Genomic DNA, 22,603 nt, shown 5'->3' on the forward strand with positions numbered 1-22,603 from the left:
CAAATCAGTATCGTACATTCAAAATCCTGTATCTCCGATCGCAAGGCTTCCCAAAAAACTAACAGCCAGTTACGTTTTGTATCGTATTCAATCTATTCATTCATGGAATAGAACAATCGCTTGTCATAGTAATTATGTGAATAAAGTTTAGTTTGCTTTTGATGCTCGCGATTCCATTAGATCGAGACTTCAATACATACAGTGAGAAAAAGATGGATCTAGAACATAAAAGTGCTGTGGGTGTATTGTCCGATCGACATGTCGCAGAGTCTACCCTCGATCGCCTTAAAGAGGCTGGAATTCCCTTAAACAAGATCACATTGGTCGCGCAGACTGTAGCGCCTGATGATGTGGCAATATCTGAAAGTGAATTCTCTCGACATCAAACGATTGAGCAGTTGGAAATAGGCGCGTTGAGTGGTGGAATATTAGGCGCTGCCAGTGGATTACTCCTCGGATTGGCAAGCGTTATCCTGCCTGGTGTGGGAACAATTGTATTCGCAGGTGCTAGAGGAGCTGCGCTTCTGGGAATGGCGGTTGGCAGTTTCTATGGGGCAGTCGGCGGTAGTTTGCTTGGAGGCGCGTTTGGTAACAGTATGTCTCCCAAGCAGTCCAGCGTTTACACCGATAGCTTACTTCAAGGCAAATATTTAGTTGTGATAGAGGGAACAGATGACGAGATCGATTGTGCCGAAGCAATTTTAAAAACCCAAGGCGTTCAAGACTGGGGTATCTATAAAGTGCTTTGATGTAGAGCGTTTAATTCGCGAACTGATCGTAGTTGGCGAGTAGTTTGCCGAAATGTATGTAGTTATTCATAAAGAGAACCACATGAAAGTTATTGAGACTGAAATTGATGAGCAAGTTGTTAGTTCTAGGTGGTTAGCTCCGATCGCTATTCTTACGATCGTGCTGGGTATGATTGCGATCGCATTTCCCTTCTTTGTCACCATTGCATCAACCTTACTATTTGGTTGGATATTCATCTTCGCGGGAATTGCACAAATCGCTTTTGTCCTTCAATCGAGAGAAGAGGGACAAGTCGTCTGGAAAATGATTCTAGGTTTCTTGTATCTCTTAGCAGGAATTCTCGTGATTATAAATCCGCTCGAAGGAGTCCTCGCTTTCACATTAGTGTTAGGTTTTACCATTTTTATGCAAGGCATCATTCAAGTGTCAATCGCATTTCAAATGCGTTGGATTTCATCGAACTGGGGATGGATGCTTGTGAGCGGAATGATTGGCATTATTTTCGGGATTTTCGTATGGTCCACTTCACCAGTGAGTGCCGCTTGGCTGATTGGGACGTTAATTGGAATCAATCTCTTGTTTGATGGAATTTGGATGTTCACTCTCTATTCAGGAGAGCGAAATGTTTTACATTAGAGATTTAGAGCTACCCTCATAGCGCAATTTCGGGTCAAGAAACTTACTCGAAAATATTGTACCCATAAGCTCAACACTGGCATGGCTCTTGCCGTGCTGATTGTGGAAAGCATCGACATGGGAACAGTTGCCATTATCGAACGGGAGCGATCGGAAATCTTTCTTGTAAAGATTTATTGGATATTCATGCGATCCAGCCAATCCATACGCTTAATCAAACATGATTTCAAACAACAGAATGTCATGATGATTCTTGTAACAGATTGTAGCAGTCAAGCAAAGATCGGGACTGCTGATTTGAGGAGCCTAGCTCTGTAAGGATAATCTCTGATTTTGAATATCTCAACCTATCCTTCGATCGCTATACATAAAACATAGGAGAAATAAATAATGATTACCATAGAGAAAACTGACTCCGTCCTCAAGACTGATGTGCTTTCCGAACTCAAATACGATCCCAGCGTGAAAGTTACAGACATCGGCGTTTTAGTAAAAGACGGGGTTGTGACACTCAATGGCTATGCAACCAGCTCTGGCGAGAAATGGGAAGCTGTACGTGCGGCTAAACGAGTTGCTGGAGTAAGGGCGATCGCAGACGACATCGAAGTCAAGCTACCAGAATCTCTGCAACGCACAGATGGCGACATTGCTGCTGCTGCTGCCCATCACATCGACTGGTTTACCACTATTCCAAGAGGAACTGTTAAGGTAACGGTTCGCGACGGCTGGATCACACTAGATGGCGAAGTAGAGTGGCAGTATCTAAAAGAAGCCGCTGGGCACTTCTTGCACCACCTGTCTGGTGTCAAAGGGGTCTCTAATCTGATCTCAATCAACCCCAAACTGACAAAAACAGAAATCGAAGCTGATATTAAATCAGCTTTTAAACGAAGTGCCATTTTGGATGCTAGAAACATCCAAGTGGAGGTACTCGGAAGCAAGGTGACACTTCGTGGCAAAGTGCGGAACTATACCGAGATGGAGGAAGCCGAACGAGCTGCTTGGGCTGCACCTGGGGTATTCTCAGTAGACGATCAGCTCTCCGTGAAGTGGATTAGTCTCGAGGATTAGATCAATATTAGGAATCACTCCATGAATACAATCAAAATTGAAATTTTGGGTGCGGGCTGTAAAAAATGCCAACAGCTAGAAGCAAATGCTAAGGAAGCATTAGCGATCCTCAATTTAACTGCTGAAGTTCTACACATTACTGACCCAATCGAAATCGCTAAACGAGGCGTGATGTCTACTCCTGCCATGACAATCAACGGCAAAGTTGTCAGCAAAGGTCAAGTGATCAGTTCGGAACAAATTCAACCCCTTTTGCTGCGTTAAAGGAGTAAATTTGATGTTCGATCTTTTTTATCCATTCGATTGGTTAGCAACCCAGATCGTCACAAAGCTAATAGGGTTAGAAATATCATCGCATTTAGGAGCAAGCCTGCACTTCTTTCTTTACGACGTGCCAAAAGTTTTAACATTGCTAATGATGATTAGCTTCATTATTGGGACATTTCAAAGCTTTTTAGAACCAGAGAGAGTTCGTGCTTTGCTAGAGGGAAAGCACACTTTCGCAGGCAATATTTTGGCAGCGATGGTAGGAATCGTTACACCATTTTGTTCTTGTTCTGCTGTTCCTTTATTTATCGGGTTCTTAGAAGCAGGTGTACCTTTGGGCATAACTTTTTCCTATCTGATGGCAGCACCAATGGTAAATGAAGTTGCCGTGATCCTTTTGTGGGGATTATTTGGCTTGAAGATAACACTTCTTTATATTGGCTTTGGCGTGGGTTTGGCGATCGCGGCTGGTTACATAATCGGACTACTTAAATTAGAAAAATGGGTGGAACCATTTGTTTGGGAAATGCAAAAATCTTATCAAGAACAGCCACCAGAACATGAAAGCAACCTAGAATCAGTCGCCCTAACTTGGCATCAAAGACTTGAGCAAGGTAGGTTCCAATCGAGTGAAATTATGAGATCGGTGTGGCTCTATGTGGTGGTTGGTATAGCGATCGGTGCGGGAATTCATGGTTATGTACCGACAGATTTTATTACCAAATATGCAGGTGTGAATAATCCTTTAGCAGTGCCACTCGCGGTAATTTTGGGCGTGCCACTCTACGCGAATATTGCAGGAGTAATGCCAATCACTGAAGCTTTAGTCAATAAAGGAATGCCTATGGGTACAGTTTTAGCCTTCACAATGGCAGTAACAGCTCTTTCTCTTCCTGAAATGGTGATTCTCAAAAAAGTACTGCGTCCTCAACTATTAGCTGTATTTATTGGACTCATGACAGTAGGTATTATCAGCATCGGTTACATATTCAATGCTCTGGGTCTATAGCGATTGCAAATTATGGAGAAAGATATGATTACAAATAAAGATATAGGCGAAGACCATACTGCAAATTTAAATATTACGAAGCCCCTACTAATACCCATAACAAATGTAGAGAAAGTAGCAATAGCGAACCCATTACCAGAGGAACCAGAAAAACCAGCACCAAAGCAGATTAAACCGATCGCCTATATTCTGACAGGATTGGGCGTTGGGGCAGTTGTCGCGATCGCGTTTGGCTATCGTTATTGGCAATATGCCTCCACCCATCAATCAACCGATAACGCCTCCGTGGTCGGACATATTCACCAAGTTAGTAGCAAAATTGCGGGAACCGTTACCTACGTCCTCGTGAGCGATAATCAACAGGTGCAATCAGGGCAGCTATTGGTGAAGCTCGATCCCAAGGACTATGAGAATAAAGTCCAAGAAGCCGAAGCCGCACTAGAGTCGGCAAAGAGAACGGCGAATGCCGCGCAAGCCAATATAGACCTAGCCTCTGAAACCACCAGCGGTAGGACATCTCAAGCTCAGGGAAATGTTGGCATTGCTCAAGCCTCCATTGCGAATGCCCAAGCGATCGCCCAAGAAGCCCAAGCGGGAATTCCCCTTGCCCAAGCGCAGGTAGAGCAGGCCAATGCCAGCTTAGAAAATGCCCAAACTGACTACAACCGTAATAACATACTGTATAAGGAAGGTGCAATTTCTAGTCAACAATTAGGTGCAGTTAAAACCGCCTACGAGGTGGCGCTAGCCCAGAAAAATTCGGCAATCCAATCCGTACAACAGGCTCAAGCCAGATTAGCCCAAGCACAGGAAGGAATCACCAGCGCGCAAGCCAAGCTTTCAGGATCTAGGGGTGAATTGGCTCAGGCCGCCGCCAGCGGTCAACAAACAACTGTTAATCGCAGTGAATACGAAGCCGCTCAATCCGCGATCGCGCAGTCAGGTGCAGTTCTCAAGGACGCCCAATTGCAGCTTGCCTACATCGATATTCAAGTGGGCTCGCCACTCATGGCAGTGGTAGAGAACAATTACTGGATCGTGGCTAATTTCAAAGAAACGCAACTAAATCGCATTAAAGCTGGACAGTCTGTGGAAGTTAGGCTAGATGCCTTTCCCGAACAAGTTTTTATGGGTCGGGTAGAGAGTATTTCTCCAGCTTCTGGCGCTCAATTCGCACTTTTACCACCCGATAATGCGACGGGTAACTTCACTAAAATCGTCCAACGTATTTCTGTCAAAATCACCCTAGAACCTCAAAGCCTCAAAGGATATGAATCGCGGATTACGGCAGGTATGTCTGCGGAAGTTACGGTTGAGATTAAGTAATATTCCGCCAACCCTATGCAAGCAACTGAGCCTAAATTCTTCCTACCTGCACTGCGATCGAGAAACTATCGGCTGTTTTTTGCTGGACAGGGTGTATCTCTGATTGGGACATGGATGACGCAAATCGCTATGGTGTGGTTGGTTTATCACCTCACACACTCGGCTCTCATGCTTGGGATAGTCGGATTTACCAGCCAAATTCCTAGTTTCCTGTTAGCTCCGTTTGGTGGTGTATTTGTCGATCGCTTCCCTCGCCATCGGATCTTGGTAGGCACCCAGATTTTAGCGATGGTGCAATCCCTAAGTCTTGCTGCCTTAGCCCTATCTGATGCGATCAACCTTTGGCACATCCTTGCTTTAAGCCTATTTCAAGGACTCATCAATGCTGTGGATGCGCCAGCAAGGCAAGTGTTTGCGATCGAACTGGTCGAACATAGAGAAGATTTAGCGAATGCGATCGCAATCAACTCCACAATGTTTAATGCAGCGCGATTAATCGGTCCTGCGATCGGGGGATTACTCATTTCCCTAGTCGGAGAGGCTTACTGCTTCCTAATCGATGGGCTCAGTTACATTGCTGTGATTGGGGCTTTACTGGCGATGCGATTTCAGGCAAAAGAAATTCCCATCCCCCATGGTAATCTTCTCCAAAAAATCCTAGAAGGATTTGACTATGCCTTTCGCAGTCCACCCATCCGCGCAATTTTATTGCTTTCAGCGATCGTCAGCTTTATGGGGATGCAATATACCGTACTCGTACCCGTTTTCGCAGACAAAATCCTCAATGGGAATGCTCAAACTTTAGGCTTTCTCATGGCAGCATCAGGCGTTGGCGCTCTCTTTGGAGGTGTTTATCTAGCTACAAGAAAAACAGTCGTCGGAATCGGCAAATTAATTATCGTCGGCCCAGCAATTTTAGGCTGTGGTTTACTTATCTTTTCCTTGTCACCTATTTTAGCCCTTTCACTATTCGCCATGTTATTGATTGGTTTAGGCACAATTTTGCAAGTCTCATCTGGCAACATTGTTTTACAAACGATTGTAGATGATGACAAACGCGGACGCATCATGAGCCTATATACCATGTCATTTTTAGGCATGACTCCTTTTGGCAATCTCATGGGTGGCGCTTTAGCCGATCTGATCGGTGCAACCAACACATTAATTATTGCTGGACTCTCTTGCCTTTTAGGTTCGTTCTTTTTCAGTAGACAGTTGCCCGCATTAAAGAAGATTGTCCATAAAATTTATCAGAGCAAAGGAATCATTATCCCCTTACCCATCAAAGAATAGGAAACAGGCTTAGAGCGTGTTTGAGAAGTTTTTACTCCCTCTAGCTCCCCCTTGCACTGGCCGCGAAGCGACTTCCCGCAGGGTAAGAGGAGGATTTAAGTTTCCCCCCTTTGCAAGGGGGGATTAAGGGGGGTAAAAGTAGAAATTTATACGAGATACTAGACTTCTCAAACACTCTCTTAGTTACAAATCGAGAACCCCAAAGCAAAAACTATACAGTGTCAAAACCGTGGCGAATACCAGAGCAATCCTTAACCAACGCCAACTTTCTACTCGTCCACCCGATGATGTCCCCCTAAGGATCTGGATTGGGGTCGCTGCTAGTATGCTGGGCGCGTTTATGGCGGTACTGGATATTCAAATCACGAACTCCTCACTCCAAGATATCCAAGCAGCCCTAGGTGCAACCCTAGAGGAAGGTTCTTGGATTTCCACAGCCTATCTCGTCGCCGAGATTGTGGTGATTCCCTTGACAGGTTGGTTATCCCAAGTCTTCTCAATTAAACGTTACATCTTAGTCAATGCGGCGCTATTTATCTTCTTTTCTATCTGCTGTGCCTCCGCTTGGGACTTGTCCTCCATGATTGTCTTTCGCGCCTGTCAAGGAGCAACAGGAGGAATATTAATCCCGATGGCATTTACCAATATGTTGGTCACTTTGCCTCCATCTAAACAACCCATAGGCATGGCGTTATTTGGAATTACTGCCACATTTGCCCCTTCGATTGGCCCCACCTTGGGTGGATGGTTGACGAATAATTTGAGTTGGCACTATATCTTCTATCTCAATATCGTTCCTGGGGTATTACTCCTAGCGGGCGTGTGGTATGGCATCAAGCCGCAACCAGCGAAACCAGAGTTGCTAAAACAAGGAGACTGGTGGGGAATTATCTCCATGGCGATCGGGTTAGCATCTTTACAGGTAGTGTTAGAAGAAGGCTCTCGCAAGGATTGGTTTAGTTCGTCCTTGATTGTGACGCTGGGTGCGATCGCGGCAATTTTCTTATCCATATTTTTCTGGATCGAATTAACGCGCAAACAACCATTTATTAATTTGCGGCTGTTACGCGATCGCAATTTTGGGCTGGCTAGTATCGTCAATATTTCACTGGGAGTGGGCTTATATGGTTCCATTTATCTTTTGCCTTTGTATCTCGTGCAAATCCAGAAATATAATGCCCTCCAGATTGGTGAGGTGTTAATGTGGGCGGGGTTACCGCAATTATTTCTCATTCCTTTTGTACCAAAACTGATTCAGCTTGTGGATACGCGCTTGGTGATTGGTGTGGGCGTAAGTCTATTTTCGATTAGCTGTTTTATGAATTCCGATCTGACGAATCTCAGTGGCATCGACCAGTTGCGCTGGTCGCAATTAGTCAGAGCCATGGGTCAACCGTTAATTATCGTGCCGCTATCGGCAGTAGCTACGGCTGGTCTCTCAAAGGCTCAAGCAGGTTCGGCAAGTGGTTTATTTAACATGATGCGAAATTTGGGCAATTCCAAAGGAACCGCCGCTTTGGCGACTTTGTTAACCCAGCGAGAGAAGTTCCACTCCAATCGTTTGGGGGATGCGGTGTCTTTGTATAATCTCGCAACGCAGCAGCGTGTAGATGAGCTGACCCAGTTGTTTGTCAGTAAAGGCTCGGATTTGATCGCAGCAAAGTCTCAGGCTTATCAAGCGATCGCCAATGTGGTGAGTCGCGAATCCTATGTGATGGCTTTTAATGATTGCTTTTATTTTGTTGGTTTTGCTTTGTTGTTGAGTGGTGTAGCAATTTTATTTTTTAAGAAGGTGAAGTCTACCGATGCTAGTGGCGCTCATTAAAGTGCTTGGTGAGAGAGCGATTTGGCATGGGCTTGAGTTTGTAGTTCTAGATATCTGCAATAATATTTTGCAAATCAAGACTGTAAGGCTGTAAGCCTTGCCCGAAGTTGGGCGATTTCCTGAGCCATATCTAGAACCATGATTGCGCCAACAAGATTAAGTCCTAAATCTCGTCGCAACCGTTGGACTTGAGCGATGCGCGCAATTTCCCGCGAGTGCAGCATGGAGCCAATGGGTTCGATCAATCCCACCTGCACGTATTGCTCGATTACAATCGTTGAGGTTTCCGTCACCAAAGCAGCATATTCAAAGGTATAAAGGCGATCGCCTTCTTGGGAGACGACTGTACAGGAAAGGCTAAACTCGCTCATAATGTCACCTCTGCTATGGCAGAACGTGGGTTAAAAATGCTATTGGACTGAATCTTTTCGTAGCAATCGCGCTCGATATCACTTAACTCTTGCGGAGACACGATCTGAAGCTTCACAATCAGATCGGTGCGATCGCCTTTCGGTAATATCCAACCTTTGCCGCGTAGCCGCAGCGATTGCCCAGAGCGCACCCCTTTAGGAACGGTCATAGTCACGCGACCTTCTGGGGTTGGTACCTGAATTTGCGTGCCTAAGACAGCTTCGTCGGGACGAATAGGAACTTCACAGGTCAGATTATCCCCAGAAAATTGAAAAAAGGGATGGGGAAATAGTTCGATCGTGAGATACAAATCACCTCGCTGTTGAGAAAAAGGGCTGGGGCGACCTTTTCCTTTAATCCGAATTCGACTGCCCCGCTTAGCGCCTGCGGGAATGCGAACGTTCATGGCTTCATTGTCCAACTGCAACCGTTTTTGCACGCCATGAAAGGCTTCTGATAACGAGAGCGCGATCGCTGCTTCTGTATCAGGGGCTGGGGCTTGACTGCGAAATCCCGCAAAGTCCTCTGGCTGACCATCGGATGTGCGGCGATAGGTTCTTCCTGCTTTGGTTCTGCCGCCTAAACCACCCAGTAAATCGTTAATAAAATCATCAAAGTCGCTATATTGCTCAAATCCTGCGGCACTTTCGTTCGTTCCTCTAGGAGGAGCAACCCCTTCCGCCGATTGCTTCCAGTACTGTCCAAATTGGTCGTACTTTTTGCGCGTTTCGGGATTTGAGACAACTTCGTTGGCTTCATTAATGTCTTTAAATTTCGCCTCAGCATCTGGATTACCAGGATTTACGTCAGGATGGTATTTACGGGCAAGTTTGCGATATGCCCGCTTAATTTCCTCAGCAGTGGCAGTTTTGCTGACTCCCAGAATGGCGTAGTAGTCTTTGAAGTCGGTTGCAGTGGGCATGACGGAATTCTCAGAATCGATTATTCGGCACTTGGAACATCATTGGTCAGGGATAGGTCTCCTGCGTCGCTAAGATGCTCAAAGTTTATAGGGTAGTTTCCAGTTGTGGTAAACCGCTTTGCCTCAGTGGAGTTTTCTGTAGCTTGATTACTAGCAGTTTTTGTCTCCACAAGTTGGTCGATCGCCGAATTATCAAGTTGGGCTCCTGCCTCGGCTTCGGCACTTAACAGTGCATTGCCTCCTGCGTAATGATTTTGCCCTGCGATCGTTTGTAGCGCTTCTGCGGCGGCTTGATTGGAAACAGTTCCTTGAGCGACCATTGATTCGTCATTCATGATGGAAACCTCTTAAATTAGATGGTGAATAATTCATTTCTTGGTTGGATCGTCACTAACCTGAACGATGAGCTTGCCAAAGTTCTTCCCTTGCAGTAAACCAATAAACGCACTGGGTGCAGCTTCTAGACCTTGGACGATATCTTCCCTGTACTTGAGTTTGCCTGCCTGTAACCACAGGGATACATCCTTGATAAACTCAGCGTGCCGCTCTTGGTAGTCCCCTACCAGAACCCCCCTAATCAGGGCTCGTTTCACCAAGAGCGGCATCAGATTAGGCCCTGGAGGTAGTTTTTCGGCATTGTACTGAGAGATCAAACCCACCAAAGGAATTCTGGCTCCCAGATTGATCTGTTGCAACACGGCTTCTAAAATTGGCCCTGCCGTATGATCGACATAGACATCAATGCCATGAGGGCAAGTAGCTTTCAAGGCGGCACTCAGGTCTTGAGTTTTGCGATTGATGCAGGCATCAAAGCCCAGTTCATCTACGACATACTTACATTTCTCTTCACTCCCGACAATGCCCACTGCCCGACAGCCCTTGATTTTGGCAATTTGCCCCACAACCGCACCCACTGCCCCAGAAGCCGCAGAAACCACAACCGTTTCGCCTGCTTTGGGCTTGCCAATATCTAGCAACGCAAAATAGGCCGTCATTCCAGGCATTCCTGTAATGCCTAAGGCATAGGAAAGTGGTACTTGATTGGGGTCAAGCTTTCTTAAGGTTTCGCCTTTTGAAATTCCATAGGATTGCCAACCGTCATAGCCCACGACGAAATCTCCCACTGAAAATTTGGGATGGTTTGATTTCACCACCTGGCTGACAGTACTACCAACCATGACTTTGCCTAATTCCGCTGGTGTTGCATAGGAGGCGCGATCGCTCATGCGTCCTCGTATATAAGGGTCAAGGGACAAGTAAATCGTGCGATTGAGAATTTCTGATTCTCCCAATTCTGGAAGTTCTGTTTCGACTAGGGCAAAATCGCTTTCTTGGGGTTCTGCGATCGGGTAATTTTTGAGCAGGATTTGTTGGTTTATCAATCTAGACATATAACTCCTGAATACTTAACGAGAATTCTTGACAAAACACTGAGCGAAATACAGCGATCGCCGCATCAAGTTTGGTCTTGATAGATAACCTATGTAATACTTCTATGCGACGATGGTTTGATTTACTGCGTGAATTGATTGACTACGAGACAAATTGAATTAAACGTAATAAAAAGCTTGAAAACGCAATACAAGTCTAAAAAACGGACTTCCAGCCCTTGCAGGCAAGATGCCTGCGCTACAAGTTAGTTACAACTCGTTTAGGATTGTTATCTTATCGTGCTGCGATCGCATCCAAAGAACTATCTCCGATCTAAGATAATCTCTGCATCCGCAGGCATTCCCGGTTTGGCAAATCCATTGGGTTGCTCTAGGCTCAGTTTCACGCCAAACACCTGTTCCACTCGATCTTTCTGAAAGTAGACATTTTCTGGTGTAAAGGATGCTTTTGCATCGATCGCAACAATCGTTGCTTTTAAGGGATGTTGACGGTCTGGATCGTTATCCAGATAGACTCTCGCAGATCCTCCAACCCAAATTCGACCGATGTCTCCTCCGGGAATAAAGCCGCGCATATAGACTTGATTTAGATCTACAATACGGAGCAGAGGACGACTGGGCAAAACCACTGTGCCTGTTTCTACACTGCGCATCGTCACAACCCCATCGATTGGACTATTGACCGTAAGATTATTCAGACGGGTTTGAATCAGTTGGCGATTGGCTTCAGCAGTTTGAACATCGGCTTGGGCAGCAACAAGCGTAGCTTGGGCTTGGGCTAACTGAGTTAGAAAGCGACTAACATTCGTTTCTTGGCGATTAGGATTGAGGCTTGAGGTTTGGGCTTGCGTCAATTTTCCCCGAGCAATTTGGATGGCTTGACTGGCGGCTTTCACTGCGGCTAGGCGACTTTGCAGCCCTGCCTCGGCAACGTTGAATGTTGTTTTTGCCAAGTCATAGCGCTGTCGCGTCTCAGCCCCTTGAGACGCGAGATTGAAATAGCGATCGCGATCGACTCTTGCCTGCTCGAGCAGTGCTCTTGCTTCTCCAACTCTTGCCTGTTCTTGTTCGAGAATTGCCTGTGCCGTTGCGACGATCCCTTCAGCTTCTGTGACTTTTCCTTGAGTGTCACCCTCAGATTGCTGTAAATTTAGTCGAGCATCTTCGACTTGAGCTTCTGCTGCCGAGATTTGTAAACGCGCGCTGACTTCTCGTTGCTTGGCGGCATTGACCTGTGAAGTGGCAGCTTGCAGTTCTGATCGCACTTCGTCGTCACTTAAACGTACTAGCAATTGTCCTTTTTTAACCATGGTTCCCTCTCGCACAGTCACTTCTTCGACACGTCCAGCGCCCTTAGTGCTAACATCGGTTTCATAGCCTTCGATCCGGCCGCTCAGTTGAATCAAGCGCTCGGTCTTAGGACGCGACCCGTACCAAATTCCGATTCCAATGCCTGCGATCGCTGCTGTCCCCATTAAAATCCATAACCAACGCCGTTGAGGTGGTTTTTTGAGTATTTGTGGAGATGCGGACGGCGCATTTTCTACTACGATCTTTGAAGAATCAACAGTTTTTGTCATAATTACCTCTTTAGTTGAATATGGAATCTAGTTCAGTTGACTTCGATAATGTCTTGCACTCACGAAAAGCGTTGTCACTGCAAATAAAACCATCGCGATCGCATTTACCCCCCAAACCTCTAAACCAACGCCCTTAAGCAAAATGCCCCGTAGAATAATTAGATAATGATAGAGTGGATTCATCTGGGCAATCCAACGAAACAGAAGAGGCATACTGTTAATGGATGTTACGGCACCACCCAGCAAAATGATTGGAATATTTAAGAAGATCCCAATCAGAATCGTTTGCAATTTATTTCTTGAAAATGCGGAAATCGCCAGTCCAATCGAAACACCAATTTGAATAAACAGAATTGAGAAGATTAGCAACAGAAAAACATTGCCCCGAAATGGAATTTGGAAAATCCAATGCGCCGTAGCAAAGCACATGAGTAAGGTAACGCTTAACAAGCCAGAGATTGGTGCGATTTTAGAAATCAGAATTGATGTAGAAGCGACTGGAGTCATCAAGAGTTGCTCAAGCGTACCCTGATCCTTTTCCCGCACTGCTTCTACTGCGGCGGCTAAGATAGCGCTCAATGTCATAATTGCGCCAATCACACCTGGAACGAAGAACCAGCTATCAAGGGTTCCTGGATTATAGCGAAATGTAATCTGTGGCTGGAGCGGAAGCTTGAAATCGAGGGAAAGGGGCTGATATTGTTTCAGAAGACTGAGATTGAACTGGGTTGTAATCTGGGCAACATAGCCCTTTGCCAAACCCGAACTATAAGCATTAATCCCGTCAATCACAAATCCGACTTCTGCTTTGCCTATCTGAAGTAGATCTCGGCTGAATGTAGGAGGAATCATCAGACCAGCATCGACTTTCCCTTGGGCAACCTGTTGCGTTAAATCTTGCTGCGTGTTGGAATAGCGATCGACGAGAAAGATATGATTTTCAGTAAAGGCATTGATGAAATCGCGACTCATTGCCCCTTGATTTTGGTCTAAGATGCTTAGTCGTAAATGATTCACATTGGAGTTTAGGACATAGCCAAAAATGACCATCGAGAGAATGGGTGCAAGGGTCAAGAAAATCACCAACTGTCGGTTTCGCAGCAGTTCAGTAGATTCCTTAATGAGTAGTGCAAGCAAACGACGGCTTAACATATTCTACTTTCCATGATGGTTATCTCCTAACGATTTGTCAATGATGCTTTCAGGTGAGACACAGCCATAAATCACCTTCAACCAGACAGTTGCATTCGGCGCATTCCCCACCAAGCGATCGCAAATTCGACCATGCCCAAAAGCAAAAGAGCGATCGTTAAATGCCCTGTTCCTAGCCATCCCGATCCCCGAATAAATACGTCTCGACAGAGTTCAATGTAGTAGCGAACAGGAACCAAGTAAGACACGAGCGAGAATGGAAACGGAACGCTATTGAGGGGAAAAAGAAATCCTGCCAGTAGGAAAGCCGTCAAGACCTTAATGGTTCCGATCGCCTGTACTGCTGCACTTTGCGTTGTAGTAAAAATCCCGATAATCAAGCCCAGTTGCACCGTTGCCAACATGAAAATGACAGTGCCAACTATTAAAGGCGTTGGATCGCCGATCGTACGAACTCCAAACAACAGAAATCCCACAACAAACAGAATTACCGCCTCTCCTAGACCGACAACAGTATATGCCAACGATTTGCCCATTAGTAATTCAAAAGCGCTTAGGCTGGAAGCATAGAGTTGTAAGATCGTGCCTTGTTCCTTTTCTCGAACCAACGCGATCGCAATCAGCAAGGGTGGGAAAATCGCCAAAATCACACCATAACTTCCGGGCACGATAAACAACGACTCTTGCCGTCCGGGGTTGAACCAGAGTCGCACCTGAGCCACTACGCCTAACTCATCGGCAAGTTTGCCAAGCTGATTTTGCAGAACCGATAGCGTTGTGCCTTGGATGGCTAACCGAACCACACGAGCATTGATCACATCGCTGCCATCAATGACAACCTGCAAATCCCCGGCTCTACCTGCTGCTACATTCGCACTAAATCCAGCGGGAATATTGATTTGAACGAGGGCGCTACTGCGATCGATCGCATCGGGAAAGCGATCGCCCCGCCAAATTGCCGGAATAAATAGATTGGTGGCATAGAGCCGTTCGATATAGCTGCGACTAAGCGAAGTTCGATCTAGATCGCGCACCACCAAGGGAATATTTCTGGCTTCTAACCGAATCGCAAAACCGATAATTAAAAGGGCAATCACAGGCAAAATAAATGCCAGTGCCACGCCTAAGCGATCGCGCTGAAACTGCTCTAATTCCTTAAAGAACTGATTGCGAATGCGACGGATCGTCATGGCGGCGCTCCTCCTGCCCGTTGAACTTCGCCAATAAAGGCATCTTCTAAGGAGAATGGGATTGATTGCAGATCGGAGAAGGATAAATTGACACTTTGCAGTAGCGATTTGACTTGAGGAAGTTCCAGATCGGGACGATCTAGCACGATATGGAGGCGATCGCCAAAGATGGATACGCGCCAAGGTTCTAAGTGTTGCCGTAAGCGATCGTAACTCTCCTGTAATTGTTCGACATGCAGTTCAAACAACTTACCTGGTTGAGCTGCTTTAATTTCACTCGCAGATCCCTCGGTGACTTTGCGCCCCGCTACCATAAAACAAAGGCGATTGCACTGTTCTGCCTCATTCATGTAGTGCGTCGTCACGAGAATCGCTGTACCATTGCGGGCAAACTCATTAATCAATTGCCAGAACTGTTGCCTTGCTAGCACATCGGCTCCCGAAGTGGGCTCATCTAAAAATAAAATCTTCGGTTCGTGCATCACGCAGGCTCCAAAGGAAACGCGCTGTTTCCATCCCCCTGGGAGTTGTCGCGTCAAGAGATGTTCTTGTCCTTCCAGTCCACAGGTCGCGAGTACCCATTTGATTTTTTCCTGTTGCTGTCTCTGAGGAATGCCATAGACCCCACTGTAAAACTGTAAATTTTCGAGAATGGTCAGGTCATCATAGAGGGTAAATTTCTGACTCATGTAGCCAATCTGCTGTCTCAGTTCTGGGCTTCGGAGATTGCCCGTTTCTCCTGCCAGCGAAACCTCACCCGAGCTAACGGGTAAGAGACCACATAGCATTTTAATTGCGGTAGTTTTTCCAGCGCCATTTGCACCGAGCAATCCATACACTTCGCCGTAGTGAATATCGAGGTTTAGCTCGTTCACCGCATGAAAATTCCCAAAGACACGATTGAGATTATGGGCAGCGATCGCAATCTTAGCGTCTTGTTTCCCTTGCCCTTGCTCCCCCGGCATCTTGTGTCGGGGAAAAGGGATCGATAGTGGCACAGATCCTTTCCGTCGTAAAAGCGTGACAAAAACATTTTCCAAGGTCGGTTCTTCGGACTGGATGCGATCGTAGGACACCTGATGTCGATCGAGCAGGTCGCGGACTTGAATCTCGCCGTACTTGGAATCTCGGACTAACACTTCGACGCGATCGCCAAAGGTTGCCACATCGGCAATTTGTCCTTGCAATGGATCGATCGCTTGTCTTAACATCTGTTCCGTTTCAAGCAGTTCTGGTGTGCGAATCACAAGCCGTTGCAGCCCTAGCTTCGCTTTCAAGGCAGATGGCGTGTTCATTTGTTGAATCTCGCCGTTGTGGAGTAAGGCAACGCGATCGCACCGTTCCGCTTCGTCTAGGTCGGGCGTAGCAACAATGACCGTAATCCCCTGTCTGGTAAGTCCTGCCAGAATATCCCAAAACTCTCGTCGCGCCACCGTATCAACTCCCGTCGTTGGTTCGTCGAGCAACAGAACTTGTGGTTCGGCAATCAAAGCACAACAAAGGGCTAATTTTTGCTTCATTCCACCCGAAAGCTTTCCAGCCAAGCGATCGCGAAACCGCTCCAACTGCATCAGCGTCAGATATTTATTGCGTCGCGCTTCCAGTTGATTTTCTGGCACTAATCGGAGTCCAGCGCTATAGTTAATGTTTTCGTCAACACTCAGATCGGGATAGAGCGAAAATTGCTGGGTCAGATACCCTGAGTAGTTACGAGCCTCCCTCGGAGACAACCCCAAAATTTGCACTGTACCTGCCGTTGCCTCCATGACTCCGCCCAGAATGTTGAAGGTCGTAGTTTTACCAGCACCGTCGGCTCCAATCAACCCAAATAGTTCACCTTGCCGTACATCTAGATCGATGCCTCGAATGGCAATCGTTTTGCCATAGTGTCTATGGAGGTTCCGCACATGAATCGTAATCCGATTTTTTAGGGTAGGAGATAATATAGGTGCAGTGCTAACAGTCATAAGTTTGCCAGAACGTTCGCGCCTTTGACTTAAACATGGATGCCTCCTTCATAGCTAGGTTGCCTTAGGCAAATTCAATCTCACGCTTTATTTGTTCAATTTCACCTCCAGCGATGAATCACGCCTGATTCGACGCTAGATGAACTCATGACACAAACTCATAGTCAATCTCTATGATTTGCCCTTTAAAATACAGCCAAGTATCTTCTGGACGCTCCCATTCCACTTCGCCATATAAGGGAATAGACATCCCATGCTGTACTGTGTATTCACCAAATCGGCAGTTCCAAGGCATCGCCAGCAGTTTGCCACCAAAGGTTCCATACCGAGCGTCTGCACGAACGCTATCGATCGCCCCGTCAGTATTAAACCGAAATACAAGAGAGGCGGTGGTTGCACCATCGGTCAGAGTCCCACGGGCAGAGAGGTCATCGATCGCTTCCCAACGCACGCCCTGACTGGGCAAAAGTGCTGTAGGATACCACGCTGCTTCGGCAAAGAATCGGAGCAATTCACCTTGGTTTAACTCGGGGGTATCGTGCAAATGAGCAAGCGCGAACAGCCCAAGTAATGATACGTGTAAGTTGCCTTTCCCTAGTAGATAGGTATCGTGAACGAATGCATTCACACCCGGAGCCATTTGAATATGCCCATCCCAATCAAAGCCAGGAGGCTGAGTGATCGCTACTTGTGTGGAGGTAAACGGATTCCACTTCACTTCTGTCTCGCTCATGTTGAACTGACCTCGATGCATGACCTTCACCGCAGCAATCATGGGCTGTCCGTTTCTCAACACTTTTCGGAAGAATCGTTGCACAGGTGCTGGCAAGCCTTCAAGCTCTTCTTCGCGATAAAATTTGGGTTTAACGAGCTGGCGTTCATTGGCAAACTTAGCCCGTAGATTAGCTGTATCTAGCTGCCACCGATATTTACCATAAACAATGGCAAGCCCAATGCCAATCAAGATCAAAGTAGCGATCGTTAAAAGCCATGTCATCTATTGAATCCCTATATTGGTTAGCATAGATTGCTGAGGTTAACGCGATCGTTTCATCATCTCTTTGATTTTAAATACTGTGGCATAGGGATGTTTGAAATCATGTTGCAAGGAATGTTGGAATTGCATGAGTTGTCTCAAAATGTATTCAAACCTTATACCAATTTCCTAAATATTTGCGACAGATCAGGTTTTAGATTCCGCGCTGAGCGCGGTTTTTTCAAAAAGATGCGTTGCATCATTTTTTGAAAATGGTATTACACAATTTTATTAGACTGACTATCAACACTTATCTTCCCCAATCTTTTAGTTCTTGGGTGGGAAGTAACGATAAATTTCTTTGCGATGTAGGACGCGCTAAAAGGTGATAGTTCCGTCTTAACAAGTCACCCCAATTCGATAATCTCCTACTTTGATTCGATAAGCATTTTCATAGCCCTGTAACTTTTTGAGATTTTTGAGGTCTGCTAATCCCTCAAGTTTGGGAATCTCTTCAAATACAAGTGTGTCTATAGGTTTGAAGTAAGAAGCTGTTTGAGAATGTAGGAAAGCTCCCGCAACTATAATCTGTGAATGAAAAGATCGCAGAATTACGAGAGCCATGACAACATCCTATCCTACAGATTTGACAAACGGCCAGTGGTCTCTGATAGCAGACTTACTCCCCAGTACCAGCAGATTAGGAAGACCACGCAAGATTTGTTTGCGTAGCGTGATTAACGCTATCTTCTACATATCAGGCACAGGCTGTCAGTGGCGAATGTTACCGCATGACTATCCTCCTAACTGGCACACAGTCTATACCTACTTTCGTCGATGGCGTATCGATGGTACATGGGAGAAAATGAATGACCAATTACGGTAGTGGGTGCGCGTGACAGAGGAAAGATCTCCTACTCCATCAATGGCTTTGCTTGATAGTCAATCGATAAAGACAGGATTACCAGGAGCAAAGCAAATTAGCGTTGATGGCGGGAAACTGGTGAATGGACGCAAACGCCATGTCCTGGTTGATACCATCGGACTCTTATTGATGGTAGTGGTGACTGCGGCAGGGATTAGCGATCAGCAGGGAGCAAGACAGGTGTTTGAACACTTGGAGCAGAAAAGACAAAAGTTTCCTCGTTTAGCACGCATTTTGGCAGATGGTACTTATTGTGGCGAAACCTTTATGCATTGGGTGATGGATAGCTTTCGGTGGATTTTAGAAGTAGTTTTACGTGCTGATGATGTGAAAGGATTTGTTGTCCAACCTAAGCGTTGGGTCGTAGAGCGTTCATTCGCATGGTTGCTTTGGTCTCGTCGCTTAAGTAAAGATTATGAACGTTTGCCACAAATGTCTGAAGCCTTTATTTATGTCACGATGATTCGCGTCATGATCAAACGTTTAGCTTGACCCTTTCTATTCTCAAACAGCTTCTTAGTGGATGTTGAGGAATACTTTTTATAGAACGCTACGTCCTGAAACTAGGTTATAGACTACACTAATCAAGGCAAGGACTAAAAGGATATGAATCAGCCCACCTCCGAAGCTAATTCCAAATCCAAGAGCCCATAGAACTACTAAAACAACTGTAATTGACCAAAGCACCTGTTTTGCTCCTAAAATAGGTGAGTGATGAACTTATGAAATCTAGGTGTTTACTGCTTTTTATCTAGAACGATGGTCATAACTTTAGCTCCAACATAAACACTCTTAACGCCCTTGATTTGTTTTGCCAAAGGTTCAATTTTGTCGAGTTGGCTTTGCGTTTGTACAGTTCCAGATACAACAACTGTTCCTTCCTTAGAAGTAATCGTGAGGTTGCCATTAGGGATATTGGCTTCTAGCTTAGAGCGAACTTCACTAGTTAAGTCACTATCAGCGCGATTTGTGTCTCCTCCAGTCAGTTTGTTACGCTGCTCGCGAGCGCGAATATCTGAATCGAGTTGATCTTGACGTACTTTACTAGGCGCATCATTTTGACTGTTTTGAACTGTTGTTGTGGGAACTTCTGCATAACAGGCGACAGTACCCATTAGTAGAATGCTACTAAGGACTAATCTTGCAATCTTCTTCATAACTTCAATTTCTGAATAATCTACAACCTTATAAGCGAACGATAGGATCGATGTAACCCGCAGTGGAAGAAGGGGAATAAACTTCCCATTCACGAATCTTGCTGGATCTCAGAATTGCTTCAGCTTGAAGAATCTCAGCTTCTGTGCCATCTACAATAACAAGGTAATCTCCCCGAAGCACAGAATTGTGATAAACCTGTGCCTGTTCGTCTGAAATGCCTAGACCGATCAGACCACCAACCAAACCACCAGTCGCGGCTCCGATCGCACCGCCAGCTAATGTGGTAGCGATCGCAGTGGCAGTTGCCCCCAGCAATATAATGGGGCCTACTCCGGGAATGGCTAGGGAGCCAAGTCCGACTAGCAAGCCAGTTAGTTCTCCGACGGCTCCGCCTACTGCTACACCGGCTGTTACGCCTCCATCAAGCCGATTAGTTCCTTGAACCTGCATCTCACTAATGCGATCGCTATCTTTTGCAATGATGGATACCCGATCCATTGCAAATTTGGCATCTCGTAGTTCGCTAAGAGCCTTCTCTGCCTCTTGACGGCTAGAAAAGGTTCCTACAGCTCGTTTGTCATGTTTTAAAATCATTTCTTTTCTCCAAGCTACTTAATAAATTTTGTAGTCTGTCGTGCGATCGTTCTGTATGAAATTCAATCTCAGTTTATTTACTTAACTCGTCTTACGTAGAACGATAATCTCCTCTTAATCATCAAACACCTCTCCCACATAGGTCGCAGGGGCGAAGCCCCCGTTTGGGTTTTATTCCCCTCTCCCTCAGGGAGAGGGGCTAGGGGTAAGGGTTTCAGGAACTTCCGCGTAACATCAGTTGTAAATTGCCTCTACCAGTCTTTGTTAGTTTGGGGATGTATTAGGTTTAGGAGGCGGGGAAACCTGTGGAGCTTGGGAACTTTGAGGTGTTGGACTTGGTCGAACTGGTTCTGGCTGCGGTGGAACTGTAATTTCAATATTATTCGTTGAAGGAGATGGTGCTGGTTGGGGAGGTGCCTGTTGTTGCGGTGGAACCGTAATATTAATGGTTGGAGTCGGTATTGGCGAAGGCTGAACTAGTGGAGTTGCAGGAATGACGATTGGAGAAGGGATAGGAGTTTGGTCTCGTCGATTTAAGAAATAGACCGTACCAAGAACCATGCCTACTATAACTGCAAGAATAATTCCTAGCAACGTACCACTCACAGCATTTTCACTGTCACGAACTTTTTGAATTCCAGCCTGTCGATTATTTTCATCAATTTTGCCCTGTACATATCCTTTTTGACGGGCATTTTTATTGATTGGATCTTCGGGTCTCATGGTTATCCTTAGTGTAGTTATTCGGAAATCTTCTCTCAAGCCGAACTTGAAAGCTTCAAAAGAGAGATTCCATAAGACTTCTATCTTCTGTTTCTAGCTTCCAAGTTATTAGCGGCACTGTCTTTTCTAGTTTGGGGACGTGCTGGGCTTGGGCACAGGTGAACCCTGAGGAGATGGTTGTGTTACTGGCTCCTTCTGTGGTGGAACTGTAATATTAATGTTGTTAGGTGGCGCTTGGGTTGGTTGTGGAGGAACCGTAATATTAATGTTGTTAGGTGGCGCTTGAGTTGGTTGTGGAGGTGTCTGCTGTTGTGGTGGAATAGTAATATTTATGGTTGGAACAGGTGTTGGTGAAGGTTGATTTATTGGAGTTACAGGAACAATCACAGGAGAAGGAACAGGAGCCTGATCGCGGCGATTCAAGAAATAGATTGTACCAACAACCATACCTACTACAACGGCGAGAATAATTCCTATCAGCGTTCCACTCACAGCACTTTCACTGTCACGAGCTTTTTGAATTCCAGCCTGTCGATTATTTTCGTCAATTTCACCCTGTGTATAGCCTTTGCGACGGGCATCTTCACTAATTGGATCTTCGTTAGGTCTCATAATTTTCCTCGTTATCGTTATTCAAAATTCTTCTTTTACTCGGCACTCATGCACTCCCATAGGGGAGCGCCATAAGATCTCTATCTTCTATTTCTAGCTTCGGGGCTATTGGAAACTTCACTTCTAACATCATCAATACTTCTGCCGTTAGTAATTGAGTTTCGATAGAACTGTAATCCACTGGCATCGGCATCTCGTCCTAAGAACTCTTGAAATATTCTGTTGATAGCCTGCTCGATAGTCTGGTTATTACCTTGGTTGCCATTTCTGTTTCTAGCTTCAGGACTGTTGGCAACTGCATTTCTGACATCCTCAATGCTTCCACCGTTCATGAGCATATTGCGGTAGGTCTGTAAACCTGAGGCATCGGCATTTCGTCCTAAGTACTGTTGGTATATTCTGTTGATAGCCTGATCGATCGCAAGAGTATTACCTTGATTACCTTGGTTACCATTTCTATTTCTAGCTTCAGGGCTATTAGCAACTGCATTTCTCACATCCTCAATGCTTCCACCGTTCATGAGTACATTGCGATAGGTTTGTAGTCCTGAGGCATCGGCGTTTCGTCCCAAGTATTGTTGGTAAATACTGTTGATCGCTCGATCCATCTGTGCACCATTGTTGTAATTACCGTTGTTGTAATTGCCATTATTGCCATTATTGCCATTATTGGAGCGATAGTTGAAACTGCCATAACCAGGGCAGTTAATCGTATATTGAGTGCGAATGCAGGAAATTCTTTCAGATTGCGCGATCGCAGGAGCAGTACTTGCTAAACTGATGAATACAATAGATGCGGTAGAGAGAATAGAAAGTTTCATGGTT

25 protein-coding genes and 1 pseudogene are annotated in these 22,603 nt (G+C 45.7%); 10 read left to right on the forward strand and 16 right to left on the reverse strand.

Annotated elements, in window-relative coordinates; all coding sequences use genetic code 11:
* Positions 1-212: 212 nt before the first annotated feature.
* From V2H45_RS08425 to V2H45_RS08465, 9 genes are all read left to right on the forward strand, one after another.
* Entirely contained in the window at positions 213-749 is a 537-nt protein-coding gene (locus V2H45_RS08425) for a hypothetical protein (RefSeq protein WP_330483188.1), read from the forward strand.
* An 82-nt stretch (positions 750-831) separates the two neighbouring features.
* Entirely contained in the window at positions 832-1,386 is a 555-nt protein-coding gene (locus tag V2H45_RS08430) for an HdeD family acid-resistance protein (RefSeq protein ID WP_330483189.1), read from the forward strand.
* 81 nt (positions 1,387-1,467) lie between these two features.
* Complete coding sequence (locus V2H45_RS08435; protein ID WP_330483190.1) at positions 1,468-1,704, forward strand: hypothetical protein; 237 nt, start codon at positions 1,468-1,470, stop codon at positions 1,702-1,704.
* A 72-nt stretch (positions 1,705-1,776) separates the two neighbouring features.
* Positions 1,777-2,457 carry a BON domain-containing protein gene (locus tag V2H45_RS08440; protein WP_330483191.1) on the forward strand — a complete coding sequence of 227 codons (681 nt, stop codon included), beginning with the start codon at positions 1,777-1,779 and terminating at the stop codon, positions 2,455-2,457.
* A gap of 21 nt (positions 2,458-2,478) precedes the next feature.
* Positions 2,479-2,721, forward strand: coding sequence for a thioredoxin family protein (locus V2H45_RS08445; protein ID WP_330483192.1), 243 nt, complete (start codon positions 2,479-2,481; stop codon positions 2,719-2,721).
* Positions 2,722-2,734: 13 nt separating this feature from the next.
* Complete coding sequence (locus tag V2H45_RS08450) at positions 2,735-3,733, forward strand: permease (protein ID WP_330483193.1); 999 nt, start codon at positions 2,735-2,737, stop codon at positions 3,731-3,733.
* 24 nt (positions 3,734-3,757) lie between these two features.
* Positions 3,758-5,059 (forward strand): HlyD family secretion protein, encoded by a 1,302-nt coding sequence (locus V2H45_RS08455; RefSeq protein WP_330483194.1) that lies wholly within the window; start codon positions 3,758-3,760, stop codon positions 5,057-5,059.
* A 15-nt stretch (positions 5,060-5,074) separates the two neighbouring features.
* Positions 5,075-6,352, forward strand: a complete 1,278-nt coding sequence (locus tag V2H45_RS08460) for an MFS transporter (protein ID WP_330483195.1) — start codon at positions 5,075-5,077, stop codon at positions 6,350-6,352.
* A 229-nt stretch (positions 6,353-6,581) separates the two neighbouring features.
* Complete coding sequence (locus V2H45_RS08465; RefSeq protein ID WP_330483196.1) at positions 6,582-8,177, forward strand: MDR family MFS transporter; 1,596 nt, start codon at positions 6,582-6,584, stop codon at positions 8,175-8,177.
* 74 nt (positions 8,178-8,251) lie between these two features.
* Here V2H45_RS08465 and V2H45_RS08470 read toward each other — a convergent pair whose 3' ends face one another.
* The 10 genes from V2H45_RS08470 to V2H45_RS08515 all read right to left on the reverse strand — a co-directional run bounded on the left by V2H45_RS08470 (position 8,252) and on the right by V2H45_RS08515 (position 18,390).
* Positions 8,252-8,548 carry a chaperone modulator CbpM gene (locus V2H45_RS08470; protein WP_330483197.1) on the reverse strand — a complete coding sequence of 99 codons (297 nt, stop codon included), beginning with the start codon at positions 8,546-8,548 and terminating at the stop codon, positions 8,252-8,254.
* Positions 8,545-9,510, reverse strand: coding sequence for a DnaJ C-terminal domain-containing protein (locus tag V2H45_RS08475; RefSeq protein WP_330483198.1), 966 nt, complete (start codon positions 9,508-9,510; stop codon positions 8,545-8,547). Before V2H45_RS08475 ends, V2H45_RS08470 begins: the two co-directional genes overlap by 4 nt.
* Positions 9,511-9,530: 20 nt before the next feature.
* Positions 9,531-9,845, reverse strand: coding sequence for a hypothetical protein (locus tag V2H45_RS08480; protein ID WP_330483199.1), 315 nt, complete (start codon positions 9,843-9,845; stop codon positions 9,531-9,533).
* Positions 9,846-9,878: 33 nt separating this feature from the next.
* On the reverse strand, positions 9,879-10,901 hold the full coding sequence (locus tag V2H45_RS08485; RefSeq protein ID WP_330483200.1) for an NADP-dependent oxidoreductase: 1,023 nt from the start codon (positions 10,899-10,901) through the stop codon (positions 9,879-9,881).
* A 302-nt stretch (positions 10,902-11,203) separates the two neighbouring features.
* The gene (locus V2H45_RS08490) at positions 11,204-12,481 is read right to left on the reverse strand and encodes an HlyD family secretion protein (protein ID WP_330483201.1); all 1,278 of its coding nucleotides are present in this window, start codon (positions 12,479-12,481) and stop codon (positions 11,204-11,206) included.
* 27 nt (positions 12,482-12,508) lie between these two features.
* Positions 12,509-13,633 (reverse strand): ABC transporter permease, encoded by a 1,125-nt coding sequence (locus V2H45_RS08495; RefSeq protein ID WP_330483202.1) that lies wholly within the window; start codon positions 13,631-13,633, stop codon positions 12,509-12,511.
* Positions 13,634-13,710: 77 nt separating this feature from the next.
* The gene (locus V2H45_RS08500) at positions 13,711-14,823 is read right to left on the reverse strand and encodes an ABC transporter permease (RefSeq protein ID WP_330483203.1); all 1,113 of its coding nucleotides are present in this window, start codon (positions 14,821-14,823) and stop codon (positions 13,711-13,713) included.
* The gene (locus V2H45_RS08505; protein WP_330483204.1) at positions 14,820-16,790 is read right to left on the reverse strand and encodes an ATP-binding cassette domain-containing protein; all 1,971 of its coding nucleotides are present in this window, start codon (positions 16,788-16,790) and stop codon (positions 14,820-14,822) included. Before V2H45_RS08505 ends, V2H45_RS08500 begins: the two co-directional genes overlap by 4 nt.
* A 145-nt stretch (positions 16,791-16,935) precedes the next feature.
* Complete coding sequence (locus tag V2H45_RS08510; RefSeq protein WP_330483205.1) at positions 16,936-17,787, reverse strand: DUF6920 family protein; 852 nt, start codon at positions 17,785-17,787, stop codon at positions 16,936-16,938.
* 378 nt (positions 17,788-18,165) lie between these two features.
* Positions 18,166-18,390 (reverse strand): type II toxin-antitoxin system RelE family toxin, encoded by a 225-nt coding sequence (locus tag V2H45_RS08515; protein WP_330483206.1) that lies wholly within the window; start codon positions 18,388-18,390, stop codon positions 18,166-18,168.
* On the opposite strand from V2H45_RS08515, the pseudogene V2H45_RS08520 reads away from it, so the two are divergent.
* Positions 18,389-19,183, forward strand: a pseudogene (locus tag V2H45_RS08520) (IS5 family transposase). The gene V2H45_RS08515 and the pseudogene V2H45_RS08520 sit on opposite strands and share 2 nt — an antisense overlap.
* Positions 19,184-19,231: 48 nt before the next feature.
* Here V2H45_RS08520 and V2H45_RS08525 read toward each other — a convergent pair.
* The 6 genes from V2H45_RS08525 to V2H45_RS08550 form a co-directional block, all read right to left on the reverse strand.
* Positions 19,232-19,378, reverse strand: coding sequence for a lmo0937 family membrane protein (locus V2H45_RS08525; protein ID WP_330483207.1), 147 nt, complete (start codon positions 19,376-19,378; stop codon positions 19,232-19,234).
* Between the two features lie 50 nt (positions 19,379-19,428).
* Positions 19,429-19,848 carry a BON domain-containing protein gene (locus V2H45_RS08530; protein WP_330483208.1) on the reverse strand — a complete coding sequence of 140 codons (420 nt, stop codon included), beginning with the start codon at positions 19,846-19,848 and terminating at the stop codon, positions 19,429-19,431.
* Positions 19,849-19,876: 28 nt separating this feature from the next.
* Complete coding sequence (locus V2H45_RS08535) at positions 19,877-20,443, reverse strand: general stress protein (protein WP_330483209.1); 567 nt, start codon at positions 20,441-20,443, stop codon at positions 19,877-19,879.
* Positions 20,444-20,707: 264 nt separating this feature from the next.
* On the reverse strand, positions 20,708-21,166 hold the full coding sequence (locus V2H45_RS08540; RefSeq protein ID WP_330483210.1) for a hypothetical protein: 459 nt from the start codon (positions 21,164-21,166) through the stop codon (positions 20,708-20,710).
* Between the two features lie 126 nt (positions 21,167-21,292).
* On the reverse strand, positions 21,293-21,778 hold the full coding sequence (locus V2H45_RS08545; RefSeq protein ID WP_330483211.1) for a hypothetical protein: 486 nt from the start codon (positions 21,776-21,778) through the stop codon (positions 21,293-21,295).
* Positions 21,779-21,858: 80 nt separating this feature from the next.
* Positions 21,859-22,599, reverse strand: coding sequence for a DUF4214 domain-containing protein (locus V2H45_RS08550; RefSeq protein ID WP_330483212.1), 741 nt, complete (start codon positions 22,597-22,599; stop codon positions 21,859-21,861).
* Between the last annotated feature and the right edge of the window lie 4 nt (positions 22,600-22,603).

It is taken from the genome of Tumidithrix elongata BACA0141, assembly GCF_036349135.1.
Classification (GTDB): domain Bacteria; phylum Cyanobacteriota; class Cyanobacteriia; order Pseudanabaenales; family Pseudanabaenaceae; genus Tumidithrix; species Tumidithrix elongata.

Bases quoted from the DNA above. Each gene is read 5' to 3' on its own strand.
- V2H45_RS08425 (WP_330483188.1), top strand. From the start codon at position 213: ATGGATCTAGAACATAAAAGTGCTGTGGGTGTATTGTCCGATCGACAT.
- V2H45_RS08430 (WP_330483189.1), top strand. From the start codon at position 832: ATGAAAGTTATTGAGACTGAAATTGATGAGCAAGTTGTTAGTTCTAGG.
- V2H45_RS08435 (WP_330483190.1), top strand. From the start codon at position 1,468: ATGGCTCTTGCCGTGCTGATTGTGGAAAGCATCGACATGGGAACAGTT.
- V2H45_RS08440 (WP_330483191.1), top strand. From the start codon at position 1,777: ATGATTACCATAGAGAAAACTGACTCCGTCCTCAAGACTGATGTGCTT.
- V2H45_RS08445 (WP_330483192.1), top strand. From the start codon at position 2,479: ATGAATACAATCAAAATTGAAATTTTGGGTGCGGGCTGTAAAAAATGC.
- V2H45_RS08450 (WP_330483193.1), top strand. From the start codon at position 2,735: ATGTTCGATCTTTTTTATCCATTCGATTGGTTAGCAACCCAGATCGTC.
- V2H45_RS08455 (WP_330483194.1), top strand. From the start codon at position 3,758: ATGATTACAAATAAAGATATAGGCGAAGACCATACTGCAAATTTAAAT.
- V2H45_RS08460 (WP_330483195.1), top strand. From the start codon at position 5,075: ATGCAAGCAACTGAGCCTAAATTCTTCCTACCTGCACTGCGATCGAGA.
- V2H45_RS08470 (WP_330483197.1), bottom strand. From the start codon at position 8,548: ATGAGCGAGTTTAGCCTTTCCTGTACAGTCGTCTCCCAAGAAGGCGAT.
- V2H45_RS08475 (WP_330483198.1), bottom strand. From the start codon at position 9,510: ATGCCCACTGCAACCGACTTCAAAGACTACTACGCCATTCTGGGAGTC.
- V2H45_RS08480 (WP_330483199.1), bottom strand. From the start codon at position 9,845: ATGAATGACGAATCAATGGTCGCTCAAGGAACTGTTTCCAATCAAGCC.
- V2H45_RS08485 (WP_330483200.1), bottom strand. From the start codon at position 10,901: ATGTCTAGATTGATAAACCAACAAATCCTGCTCAAAAATTACCCGATC.
- V2H45_RS08490 (WP_330483201.1), bottom strand. From the start codon at position 12,481: ATGACAAAAACTGTTGATTCTTCAAAGATCGTAGTAGAAAATGCGCCG.
- V2H45_RS08495 (WP_330483202.1), bottom strand. From the start codon at position 13,633: ATGTTAAGCCGTCGTTTGCTTGCACTACTCATTAAGGAATCTACTGAA.
- V2H45_RS08500 (WP_330483203.1), bottom strand. From the start codon at position 14,823: ATGACGATCCGTCGCATTCGCAATCAGTTCTTTAAGGAATTAGAGCAG.
- V2H45_RS08505 (WP_330483204.1), bottom strand. From the start codon at position 16,790: ATGACTGTTAGCACTGCACCTATATTATCTCCTACCCTAAAAAATCGG.
- V2H45_RS08510 (WP_330483205.1), bottom strand. From the start codon at position 17,787: ATGACATGGCTTTTAACGATCGCTACTTTGATCTTGATTGGCATTGGG.
- V2H45_RS08515 (WP_330483206.1), bottom strand. From the start codon at position 18,390: ATGGCTCTCGTAATTCTGCGATCTTTTCATTCACAGATTATAGTTGCG.
- V2H45_RS08530 (WP_330483208.1), bottom strand. From the start codon at position 19,848: ATGAAGAAGATTGCAAGATTAGTCCTTAGTAGCATTCTACTAATGGGT.
- V2H45_RS08535 (WP_330483209.1), bottom strand. From the start codon at position 20,443: ATGATTTTAAAACATGACAAACGAGCTGTAGGAACCTTTTCTAGCCGT.
- V2H45_RS08540 (WP_330483210.1), bottom strand. From the start codon at position 21,166: ATGAGACCCGAAGATCCAATCAATAAAAATGCCCGTCAAAAAGGATAT.
- V2H45_RS08545 (WP_330483211.1), bottom strand. From the start codon at position 21,778: ATGAGACCTAACGAAGATCCAATTAGTGAAGATGCCCGTCGCAAAGGC.
- V2H45_RS08550 (WP_330483212.1), bottom strand. From the start codon at position 22,599: ATGAAACTTTCTATTCTCTCTACCGCATCTATTGTATTCATCAGTTTA.